13 protein-coding genes are annotated in these 10,610 nt (G+C 71.0%); 4 read left to right on the top strand and 9 right to left on the bottom strand.

What is annotated here, in order from left to right; genetic code table 11:
• Positions 1 to 21 precede the first annotated feature (21 nt).
• From EAD96_RS06735 to EAD96_RS06745, 3 genes are all read right to left on the bottom strand, one after another.
• Positions 22 to 981, bottom strand: a complete 960-nt coding sequence (locus EAD96_RS06735) for a carbohydrate ABC transporter permease (protein WP_120573482.1) — start codon at positions 979 to 981, stop codon at positions 22 to 24.
• A 1-nt stretch (position 982) separates the two neighbouring features.
• A complete protein-coding gene (locus EAD96_RS06740; protein ID WP_120573483.1) occupies positions 983 to 2,029 on the bottom strand; it encodes a carbohydrate ABC transporter permease in 1,047 nt (348 codons plus the stop codon).
• A gap of 72 nt (positions 2,030 to 2,101) precedes the next feature.
• Complete coding sequence (locus tag EAD96_RS06745; protein ID WP_120573484.1) at positions 2,102 to 3,442, bottom strand: ABC transporter substrate-binding protein; 1,341 nt, start codon at positions 3,440 to 3,442, stop codon at positions 2,102 to 2,104.
• Positions 3,443 to 3,679: 237 nt separating this feature from the next.
• On the opposite strand from EAD96_RS06745, the gene EAD96_RS06750 reads away from it, so the two are divergent.
• On the top strand, positions 3,680 to 4,456 hold the full coding sequence (locus EAD96_RS06750) for a M23 family metallopeptidase (RefSeq protein ID WP_121683638.1): 777 nt from the start codon (positions 3,680 to 3,682) through the stop codon (positions 4,454 to 4,456).
• Between the two features lie 43 nt (positions 4,457 to 4,499).
• On the opposite strand, the gene EAD96_RS06755 is transcribed toward EAD96_RS06750, so the two are convergent.
• From EAD96_RS06755 to EAD96_RS06770, 5 genes are all read right to left on the bottom strand, one after another.
• Positions 4,500 to 4,997, bottom strand: a complete 498-nt coding sequence (locus EAD96_RS06755) for a TspO/MBR family protein (protein WP_121683639.1) — start codon at positions 4,995 to 4,997, stop codon at positions 4,500 to 4,502.
• A gap of 150 nt (positions 4,998 to 5,147) precedes the next feature.
• Positions 5,148 to 5,294, bottom strand: coding sequence for a GPGG-motif small membrane protein (locus EAD96_RS31145; RefSeq protein WP_013288160.1), 147 nt, complete (start codon positions 5,292 to 5,294; stop codon positions 5,148 to 5,150).
• 42 nt (positions 5,295 to 5,336) lie between these two features.
• Positions 5,337 to 6,065, bottom strand: coding sequence for a metallophosphoesterase (locus EAD96_RS06760; RefSeq protein WP_120573487.1), 729 nt, complete (start codon positions 6,063 to 6,065; stop codon positions 5,337 to 5,339).
• A 10-nt stretch (positions 6,066 to 6,075) separates the two neighbouring features.
• Positions 6,076 to 6,285 (bottom strand): hypothetical protein, encoded by a 210-nt coding sequence (locus tag EAD96_RS06765; protein ID WP_225853111.1) that lies wholly within the window; start codon positions 6,283 to 6,285, stop codon positions 6,076 to 6,078.
• 56 nt (positions 6,286 to 6,341) lie between these two features.
• Positions 6,342 to 6,923, bottom strand: coding sequence for a nucleotidyltransferase (locus EAD96_RS06770; protein ID WP_043328811.1), 582 nt, complete (start codon positions 6,921 to 6,923; stop codon positions 6,342 to 6,344).
• Between the two features lie 150 nt (positions 6,924 to 7,073).
• Between EAD96_RS06770 and EAD96_RS06775 the strand changes: the two genes are divergently transcribed.
• Entirely contained in the window at positions 7,074 to 7,820 is a 747-nt protein-coding gene (locus EAD96_RS06775; RefSeq protein WP_120573488.1) for a dTMP kinase, read from the top strand.
• Here EAD96_RS06775 and EAD96_RS06780 read toward each other — a convergent pair.
• Positions 7,805 to 8,482 carry an SDR family NAD(P)-dependent oxidoreductase gene (locus EAD96_RS06780; RefSeq protein WP_121683640.1) on the bottom strand — a complete coding sequence of 226 codons (678 nt, stop codon included), beginning with the start codon at positions 8,480 to 8,482 and terminating at the stop codon, positions 7,805 to 7,807. The two genes, EAD96_RS06775 and EAD96_RS06780, sit on opposite strands and share 16 nt — an antisense overlap.
• 256 nt (positions 8,483 to 8,738) lie before the next feature.
• Here EAD96_RS06780 and EAD96_RS06785 point away from each other — a divergent pair, with 256 nt between their 5' ends.
• On the top strand, positions 8,739 to 9,653 hold the full coding sequence (locus EAD96_RS06785; protein ID WP_120573490.1) for a MurR/RpiR family transcriptional regulator: 915 nt from the start codon (positions 8,739 to 8,741) through the stop codon (positions 9,651 to 9,653).
• The gene (gene murQ / locus EAD96_RS06790; RefSeq protein WP_120573491.1) at positions 9,650 to 10,597 is read left to right on the top strand and encodes an N-acetylmuramic acid 6-phosphate etherase; all 948 of its coding nucleotides are present in this window, start codon (positions 9,650 to 9,652) and stop codon (positions 10,595 to 10,597) included. Before EAD96_RS06785 ends, murQ begins: the two co-directional genes overlap by 4 nt.
• Positions 10,598 to 10,610 lie beyond the last annotated feature (13 nt).

The raw sequence follows: 10,610 nt of genomic DNA on the forward strand, positions 1-10,610 counted from the left end.
TGCCGGCGGCGGGGCGCCGGATCAACCCTTGACGCTGCCGGCGAGCAGACCTCGCACGAAGAAGCGCTGGAGGGACAGGAACACGATCAGCGGTACGACGATCGACACGAACGCGCCGGCCGTCAGCCGCTGCCACTCGTTGCCCCGGGTGCCGGCCAGCTCCGCGAGCCGGACGGTCATCGGGGCGGTCTCGTCGCCGCCACCGGCGAAGATCAGCGCGACCAGCAGGTCGTTCCAGACCCAGAGGAACTGGAAGATGCCGAACGCCGCCAGCGCGGGCATGATCAGCGGCAGCACGATGGTGCGGAAGATCTTCGGGTGGGTGGCCCCGTCGACCCGGGCCGCCTCCATCAGGTCGCCGGGGAGCTGCGAGATGAAGTTGTGCAGCAGGAACACGGCGAACGGAAGCGCGAAGCAGGTGTGCGCGAACCACACCTGGGCGAACTTCTGCTCGTCGACCAGGTCCCACGCGGGCATGATCTGCACCCCGGCGACTGTGACGCCGGTGGAGAAGAACCGCAGCAGCGGCACCAGGGCCATCTGCAACGGCACGATCTGGAGCGCGAAGATCCCGATGTAGACCCAGTCCCGCCCCTTGAAGTTCATCCACGCCAGCGCGTACGCGGCGAGCGACGCGAAGGCCAGGGGGAAGAGCACCGAGGGGATGGTGATCGCCAGCGAGTTGATGAAGTAGCTGGCCAGCTGCCCGGACGAGCCGCGGCTGAACAGCACCTCCTGGTAGTTCTCCAGGGTGATCTGCGGGTTGGTGAAGAACGTCCACCACCCGGTGGTCTTGATCTCGTTCTCCGGCCGGAGCGAGGAGATGAACAGGCCGAAGGTCGGGATCGTCCAGAGCATCGCGATGACGATCGACACGAGCGTGGCGGTACGGCTGTTCAGGCGCTTGCGCACCCGGGCGCTCCGGGTGGTCGGCTCGGTGGCCTGGGCGCCGACTCCGACGGTGGGCGTGGCGGTGGTCATCTCAGCCCTCCCGCTGCTTGCGCAGGTTGCGGATCTGGTAGATCACGATCGGGATCACCAGGACGAACAGGAACACCGCCAGCGCCGAGCCCTGACCGTTCTCCTGGTAGCGGAACGCCTGGTTGTACATCTCGGTCGCGATCACGTTCGTGTCGTAGTTGCCGTTCGTGGAGGTCCGGACGATGTCGAAGACCTTGAGCGTGGCGATGGAGATCGTCACCACCACGACGATCAGCGCCGGCCGGATGCTCGGAATGGTGATCCGCCAGAACATCTGCCACGGGGTGGTGCCGTCCAGGCGGGCCGCCTCGACGATGTCGGCCGGGATGGCCTTGATCGCGGCGGAGAGCACCACCATCGCGAAGCCGGCCTGGATCCACACCATGATCACGATGAGCAGGAACGTGTTCAGCGGCGAGTCCAGCAGCCACTGCTTCGGCTCGCCGCCCAGGCTCACCACGATCTGGTTGAGCAGGCCGATCTGGTCGCCCTCGCCCCGGTAGGCGTAGACGAACTTCCAGATGATGGAGGCGCCGACGAACGAGATCGCCATCGGCAGGAAGATCAGGGACTTGGCCACGGCCTCGAACCGGGCCTTGTCCACCAGGACCGCGTAGATCAGGCCGAACGCGGTGGCCACCAGCGGCACCAGCAGCACCCAGATCAGCGTGTTGATCAGGACCCGGACGATCGAGTCCTCGGCGAACATCCAGCGGTAGTTGTCCAGGCCCACCCAGTCGTTGCTGCCGGAGTCCATGAAGGAGAGCAGCGTGGTGCGGACGGCGGGGACCACCAGCCCGACGGCGAGCAGCAGCAGCGTCGGCAACAGGAAGAAGAACGCGAACGCGCCCTCGCCCTGCTTGCGCCGGCGGGGCAGCGGCGCGCCGCTGGCCGAGGCCGCGACGAGCTGTGCCTCCCGGCGCCGGGCGAAGAACGACGGCACCACGTCGAGGAGCAGGAGCAGCCCGCCCACCACCGCGACGAAGGCGATCAGCCCGTACATCAGCATGAGGAACTTCGGCTGCTCCGCCGCGAAGTCGAACTCCATCGACCCTCCCTCAAGGGTTCGGCTAGCAGAGGTGGCCCGGTCCGGGGGAACCGGACCGGGCCACCTGCTAGATCACTTCCAGCTGCCCTCGATGTCGTTCAGGACGGCGGTGGTGTCCTTGCCGTTGATCCAGGCCACCATGCCCTTCCAGAAGGTGCCGGCGCCGACCGCGGCCGGCATCAGGTCCGAGCCGTCGAAGCGGAAGACCGTCTTCTCGTCCTGGAGGATGCCCACGGAGAGCTTGTCCACCGGGTTCGGGACGTTGTTCAGGTCCAGCTTCTTGTTCGCGGAGACCCAGTCACCGATCTTGGCGCGGCTGTTGGCGTACTCGCCGGAGGCCAGGTAGGTCTGCACCGCCTGGACCTCGGGACGGTCGGCGAAGGCCGCGACGAACTCGCCGCCGCCCAGAACCGGCTTGCCCTTCGACGGGTCGATGGCCGGGAAGTAGAACGCGAAGACGTCGCCGTCCTCGGCCACCTTGGTGCCCTCGGGCCACTGGTTGGCGTAGAAGGACGCCTGCCGGTGCAGCGCGCACTTGCCGGTGGTGATCGGCGTGCCCGCCTCCTGGAACGAGGTGGTGGCGATGCTCTTCACGCCGCCGAAGCCGCCGTTGACGTACTTCTCGTTCTTCAGGATGGTGCCGGCCCGGTTGAGCGCGTCGGCCACCTGCGGGTCGTTGAACGGGATCTCGTGGGTGGTCCACTTGTCGTAGACGTCCGGGCCGCCGGTGCGCAGCAGCACGTCCTCGATCCAGTCGGTGGCCGGCCAGCCGGTGGCGTCACCGGACTCGATGCCGGCGCACCACGGCTTGGTGCCGCTGGCCGCGATCTGGTCGGAGAGCTTGATCAGGTCGTCCCACGTGGTGGGGACGGTCCAGCCCTTCTCCTTGAAGGTCTTCGGCGAGTACCACACGAAGGACTTCACGTTGGAGCCGAGCGGGGCGCCGTAGAACTGGCCGTTGACGGTGCTGTACTTCAGCCAGTCGGCGGAGTAGTTCTGCTCGGCCATGGCCTTGGTGTCGGCGCCGGCCGGCTTGAGCTTGCCCGAGTCGACGAACCGCTTCAGCAGACCCGGCTGCGGGATGAAGGCGAGGTCGGGGGCGTTGCCGCCGTCGACCCGGACCGGCAGCTGGGCCTCGAACTCGCCGGAGCCCTCGTGGTCGATCTCGATGCCGGTGCAGTCCTCGAACTCCTTCCAGGACTGCTGGAGGCGCTCGTCCTCGATGTCACGGATCGAGGAGTAGATGGTCACCTTCTTGCCGTCGTGACCCTCGTACTTCTCGTATGCGCCGCACTCGGCCGAGCCCGCGTTGCTGCTCTTCTTGTCGTTGCCGGTGCCGCAGGCGGCGACGCCGAGCGCCAGCCCCAGGACGCCGGCGACCGCGAGCGCCTGGCGCGATCTGGCAAACGCCATGCCGATCTCCTTCCTTGCCGGCGCGTGGGGGGATCGAACCCGCGCCGGTCCGATGGTCGTCCTCACATGTAAGCGCTTGCATCGTGTCGGGTCCACCCCTGGCCGGACACGGCCCGGTAACAATCCCGAAACCCTGACCACGGGCGGTGGGTGCGCTCCCACGAATCTTCCCGGGAACGGAACTTTCTGTCACGATGTCCGCATCACATTGAAGACTTTCAACATTGGAGGTAGTGGATGCGGAAGCGATGGCTCGCCCTCGGGGCGAGCGCGGCGGTCCTGGCGGCGACCCTCGTGCCGGCCGCGCCGGCGATGGCCGCGCCGACGTTCAAGGTCCCGTTCCCGTGCAACCAGTCCTGGTCCGGCCAGACCCGGACCAACCACAGCCCGGCGAACGCGATCGACTTCAACCGCACCGACGACCTGGGCGACCCGGTGGTGGCCAGCGCGCCCGGCACTGTCGACGTGGTCACCAACCTCGGCGACACCAGCTACGGCAAGTACGTCCGGATCAACCACGGCGGCGGTCACACCACCTACTACGCCCACCTGAACGCCTTCAACGTCTCGGTCGGGCAGACCGTCGGCTACGGCCGGGTGATCGGCTACGTCGGCACGACCGGCGGCTCCACCGGCCCGCACCTGCACTACGAGCAGCGCGTCGACGGCAGCTCCGTGAAGATCAAGTTCAACGGGGTCCAGGCGCTCTACTGGGGCACCAAGACCTACACCAGCGACAACGGCTGCGGCGGGACGAACACCGGCGAGGGCACCGTCAACACGGCCGGCTCCCCGCTGACGGTCCGCTCCGGCCCCGGCACCGGCTACAGCTCGGTCGGCACGGTGGCCGACGGGGCGAAGGTGACCATCCAGTGCCAGACCAGCGGCACCAGCGTCACCGGCACGTACGGCACCAGCTCGATCTGGGACCGGATCGGCTCCGGCCGGTTCATCTCCGACGCCTACGTCTACACCGGGTACGACGGCTACATCCCGGGCGTACCCCGCTGCTGAACCCGGCGGGCGCGGGGGCGAGCGGCCCCCGCGCCCGTACCGGTCAGGAGTTCAGCCGCCACACCGCGAAGTTCAGCGCGGACGCGAACGTCACCCAGGCCCAGTACGGCAGCATCAGCAGCGTGGCCGGCCGGGAGACGCGCCGGAACAGTGCCACCGTCACGCCGATCGCCAGCCACATCAGCACGATCTCGGCGAACGCCAGCCCGTACGCCCCGGCGCCGAAGAACAGCGGGGTCCAGATCGCGTTGAGCACGAGCTGGACCACCCAGGCCCAGACCGCGGGACCGAAACCGGCCCGGCGCCAGACCAGCCAGCCGGCGACCGCGATGAGCGCGTAGAGCACGGTCCAGACCGGGCCGAACAGCCACGACGGCGGCGCCCAGGCGGGCTGCTCCAGGCTCTGGTACTCGGCGGAGGTGCCCTGGACACCCAGCCCGCCGATCGCGGCGGCGGCGAAGGTGGCGGCGGCGAAGCCGAGCAGCGCCAACCACGTACGGGCTCCGGTGGTGCGCCGGGTGCCACTCTGCGACATCTCCATGGTCGAGATGTTTCCGCTCGACCGGCCCGGCAAACGCCCGGGCGTCACCGGACCCGGACGCGGAAGAGCCGGGGTCACCCGACCCGGGCGTTCCGGTCCGGCAGGACGGAACGCCCGGGCCCGGCGACCCCGGCGGGAATGAGAACCGCGTTACGTGTTGAAGATGCTGACGCCACCCGGGCCGACCAGCAGGCCGACGACGATGAGGACGATGCCCCAGAGGATCTGCCGGCGGAACAGGGCGAGAATTCCGGCGACCACCAGTACGACTGCGAGAATCCAGAGAATCAGCTCCATGTCGGCTGAATACCCGTGCGCCCGTTACCGGAAACCTCCCGGTCAGTCGACCTGATCACCGCCCAGGTGGAAGACGCTGTACGCCTGTTTGATCACTGGGTGGGCCACGTTGCGGACCCGTACGCCGCCCGGTGTGGTGCCGCGCTCGGTGCCGTGGTGGGCGTGCCCGTGCAGCGCCAGCGCGGTGGGCGCGGAGTCGATCGCCTGGCCGAGCTGGTAGCAGCCGAGGAACGGGTAGATCTCCAGCGGCTCGCCGGCCAGCGTGTCCGGTACGGGGGAGTAGTGGGTGAGCGCGACGAGCGCGTCGCACTCCAGCGAGAGCAGCGCCCCGGTGAGCGCGTCGGCGCTCTCCCGGGTGGTCCGCACGAACGCCTTCATCTCCGGCTCGCCGAAGTCGCTGGCGCACCGCCCGGCGAACCCGCCGCCGAACCCCTTCACGCCGGCCACCCCGAGCCGCCCGCCGGGGGTGTCCACCACCGTGCCGGTGCCCTCCAGCACCGTGATCCCGGCGTCCTCCAGCACCTTCACCACCTGCGGCACCTCGTCGCACTGGTGGTCGTGGTTGCCGAGCACGGTGATCACCGGTACGCCGAGGTCGCCGAACTCGCGGGCCACGCACCGCGCCTCGGCCTCGGTGCCGTGCCGCGTCAGGTCACCGGCGAGCAGCAGCACGTCGGCGCAGCCGGGCAGCTCCTCCAGCGCCGGACGGAACCGGCCCACCACGTCCTCGTCCAGATGCACGTCGCCCACGGCGGCGATCCGGATCACCATCGAACCTCCCTCACGGCAACTCCTCGACCTGGGTGGGCGCCTGCGTACGGATCACCCCGATGTCGCTGGTCACGGGCGTGTCCGGGAAGCGCTCGGCCACCCGCCGCAGGATCTCCTCCCGCCGGTGCGGGCTCTCCACCTCGCCGTAGAGCACCAGCCCGTTCTCCCGCCGCACCACTGTGATGCCCTGCTCGGCCACGGTGGGGTCCTCGGCCAGCATGCTCTGGATCTCCGCCTCGACGTACTCGTCGGGGGGAACGTCGCCGGACAGTCCGGTCACAGGGTCTCCCTTCCGCCGGGCGCGCCGCCGGGCAGCACGTCCAGCCGGTCGAGCAGCACCAGGAACGCCTCCGCGTACGGCGAGTGCTGCGTCTCCTTCCGTACCCGTTCCCAGTCGATCTGTTCCCGCAGCGAACGGGCCAGCGGCAGGGCGCGGGCGAAGTCGCAGTAGTGCTGGGAGAAGCTCAGCAGCTTGTGCACCATGAGCTGGCTGGCCGAGAGCACCGGCATGTGGATCGCGTCGACCGGGCGCACGATCGTGTCGGCGAACGTCTCCTCGGTGACCGGCGTCTCCACCGGCCGGTGGATCAGGTCCACCATCCGGTCCTCGTCGTAGACCTTGACCAGCCAGTCCTCCGGCGGACGCTCGGCGGTGAAGCCCGCCTCGACCAGCGCCTCCAGCGCCCGGTCGACGTCCGCCTCGCGGAGCAGGAAGTCCACGTCGTGGTCGCTGGAGTGGCCGCCGTGCGCGTACACCGCGAAGCTGCCACCGAGCGCGAACGGGATCTCGGACTGTTTGAGCACGGCGGCGACCTTCTTCAGCGTGTGCACCAGGGTCTCGTCCCCGCGCTCGGCCATCTGCGGCTCCCTCGTCGTCATATCTGCGGTGGGACCACGATGCGTACCCGGCGGACGCTCCGGTCACACCTGTTGCGGCGCGATCGGCCCGTCAGGGTAGGAAAGCGACATCCGGGCTCGGGTGAGCATCGGTCGGATAACCTCGGGAGGGTGGCCAGCTCACTGCGGACGCGGCGGGGCGGGGCCCGACTGCGCACCGTCGCCCTGATCGGCATCGACGGCTCAGGCAAGACCACCCAGGCCCATCGGCTCGCCCAGGCGCTCACCGCCGCCGGCCGTCCCGCCACCTACCACCGCAACGCCGGTGGCCGCCGCTGGCTCGGCCGCATCGCCCAGCGGGTCGGCCGTCCGGACGCGCAGCGGCTCGTCGGGCGCGACGGCCTGCTCGTGGTCGAGTCGGTGCTGCGGTGGCTGGCCATCGCGCTCGCGTTGCTGAGCTGCCTGGTGACCGGCCGGACGGCCGTGATGGACAGGTGGTCCGCCTGCCAGTACGCCAGCATCCGGGCGCACGGCGGGCAGCGGTGGGAGCGGCTGGCCCGGGCCGGGTACCGGATCTTCCCGGCGCCCCGGGTGACGTTCCTGCTCACCGTCGACCCCGCCGAGGCGTACCGCCGGATCGAGCGGCGCGGCACGGACCACGAGACGATGGAGTGGCTGACCGCCGCGGCCGCCGCCTACCGGGAACTGCCGGAGTACGGCAGCTTCGTGGTGGTGGACGGCAACGGCCCGCCGGAGGAGGTGGCCCGTCGGATCCGGGCGCACCTGAGCGAGTGGCTGCCCGACGACCCGTCCGCCGGTCCCGGGCCGGCTCCGGCCGGTCCGGCTCCGGCCGGTCCGCGACGCCCGGCCGGTGGCGCCGGGCGGGACGGGCCGGTGCCGGTTCAGGCCCGCCCGTAGACCGGGATGTTCGCGCCGCTGGTCGGCGCGGACTCGGGGGAGGCCAGGAAGCGGATCACCTCGGCGATCTCGGCCGGCGGCACCCAGCGCCCGTGGTCGGCGCCGGGCTGGGCGGCGCGGTTGGCCGGGGTGTCGATGACGCTCGGCAGCACCGTGTTGCACCGCACGCCGCGCTGCCGGTACTCGACCGCCACCGCCTCGGCGAACGCCCGCACCGCGGCCTTGGCGGTGACGTAGCCGGAGGCGCCGGGGAACGGCGAGACCGCCGCCCGGGCCGAGACGCAGACCACCGCGCCGTCGCCGGACGCCATGAGGTGCGGCAGCGCCGCGTGGGTGACCAGGTACGTCGGGCGCAAATTGAGCCGCAGCATCCGCTCGAAGTCGTCGACCGGGGTCTCGTGCACCAGGCCGCCGGCCGCGTACCCGCCGACGAGGTTGACCACCGCGCGCAGCGGCGCGGCCGGCTCGGCGGTCGCCGCCTCGACCGCCCGCGCGGCCCCGTCGGCGGTCAGCAGGTCGGCCACGACCCGGACCGGGCCGTCGTCCGTCCCGGGCTCCCGCTGGGGTACGACCACCCGCCAGCCGGCGTCGAGGAAGGCGGCGGTGACCGCGCCGCCGAGCCCGCCCGTGCCTCCGGTCACCAGTACCGTGCGTTCCGTCATGGACACACGCTAGCCAACCGCCCTGGCGACGGACCGGTGGGCCGTCCGGCCCGCCGGGTCGAGGCCGACCGGGCAGGCCCTGCGGCGCGACGGCGGACCGGCACGTCGGGCGGCAGGAGTGAGTCGACCGGAGCGGATGAGGCGGTAGGGCTGCGACAATGGGATCCTTGGCCCGGGGCGGGCACGGAAGACAGTAAATTTCCCGATACGCGGTGTCATGGTTGACGCTCACGCCTCGTGAAAGTAAGTTTCATCCGTGGCGAAGAGTTCGAAGATTTCTGCGAGTCACGAGCCCGGTGGACTGATCGTCCACATCAGCGGCCTGCTGCCCTCGCTGTCCCCGGCCGAACAGCGGGTGGCCCGGCTGGTCGTCGCCGATCCGGCGGACGCGGCCCGGCGTACGATCACCGACCTCGCCACCGCCGCCGAGACGTCCGAGGCGACAGTGATCCGCTTCTGCCGCTCGGTCGGCATGGACGGCTACCCCCAGTTGCGGATCCGGCTCGCCGCCGAGGCCGCCCGCCGGGTCGAGCCGCCGGACGCGCGTGTGGTCGGCGGCGACATCCCGCCGGGCGCCGACCTCGCCCAGATCATCGCCACGATCGCGTTCAACGACGCCCGGGCCGTCGAGGAGACCGCCGAGCAGCTCGACCCGGCGGTCTGCGAGCAGGTGGTCGAGGCGATCGGCGCGGCCGCCCGGATCGACGTCTACGGCGCGGGCGCCAGCGGCTTCGTCGCCTCCGACTTCCAGCAGAAGCTGCACCGCATCGGCCGCATCGCGTTCTACTTCCCGGACGTGCACACCGCGCTCACCTCCGCCGCCCTGCTGGGCCGCGGCGACGTGGCCGTCGGCATCTCGCACACCGGCACCACGTCCGACGTCATCGAGGTGCTGGAGCAGGCGCGGGCGCGCGGCGCCACCACCGTGGCGCTGACCAACTTCCCGCGCTCGCCGATCACCGAGGTCGCGGACCACGTACTCACCACAGCCGCCCGGGAGACGACGTACCGCTCCGGCGCGACGGCCAGCCGGCTGGCCCAGCTCACAGTGGTCGACTGCCTCTTCGTCGGGGTGGCCGCCCGCAGCCGGGCCCGGACCAAGAAGGCCCTGGAGGCCACCGCCGAGGCGGTCCAGTCGCACCGGGTCGGCCCCGGGCGGAGGCGGGGATGACGGCGGGTCGGGTGGAGCGCGACGGCGTGGCGGCGGTGCGGCCGGTGGTGCGCGTCGGCGCGCCGACCGAGCGGCGCAACCCGCACAGCGTCGACCTCGACCTGATGTCCACCCGGGACGTGCTCACCGTCATCAACGAGGCGGACCGGCGGGTGCCGGCCGCGGTCGCCGCCGTGCTGGACGAGATCGCCGAGACGGTCGACCTGGCCGTGGCCGCGCTGCGCGACGGGCACCGCGTGCACTACTTCGGCGCTGGCACCTCCGGCCGCCTCGGCGTGCTGGACGCGGCCGAGCTGGCGCCCACGTTCAACTCGCCCCGGCACTGGTTCTGCTCGCACCTCGCGGGCGGCCCGGACGCCATGTGGCGCGCCGTCGAGGACGCCGAGGACGACGAGCGCGGCGGTGCCGCCGACGCCACCGAGTGCGTACGCCCCGGCGACCTCGTGGTGGGCCTGGCGGCCAGCGGGCGCACCCCGTACGTCCTCGGGGCGCTCGCCGCGTCCCGGGCGCAGGGGGCCGGTACGGTGCTGCTCTGCGCGAATCCGGAGGCCGAGGCCGCCGCGTCGGTGGACGTCTTCATCGGGGTGGACACCGGACCGGAGGTGGTCACCGGGTCGACCCGGATGAAGGCCGGCACGGCGCAGAAGCTGGTGCTCAACACGTTCTCCACGGCCGTGATGGTGCGTCTGGGCCGGGTCTACTCGAATCTGATGATCGACATGGTGGCCACCAACGCCAAACTGCGCGGCCGCATGATCTCGATCCTCATGGAGGCCACCGGCTGTGCCGAGGAGGTGTGCCGGGTCGCCCTGCGGGAGGCCGACGGCGACCTCAAGACCGCGCTCGTCGCGCTCGTCTCCGGCGCCGAGGTGCCGGCCGCCCGGGCCGCGCTGGCCCGCTCCGCCCATCAGGTACGCGGCGCGCTCGAACTGCTCGCCTCCTGAGCGTTCCGGCCCC

Source organism: Micromonospora sp. BL1 (genome assembly GCF_003667485.1).
GTDB classification, from domain to species: Bacteria; Actinomycetota; Actinomycetes; order Mycobacteriales; family Micromonosporaceae; genus Micromonospora; species Micromonospora tulbaghiae.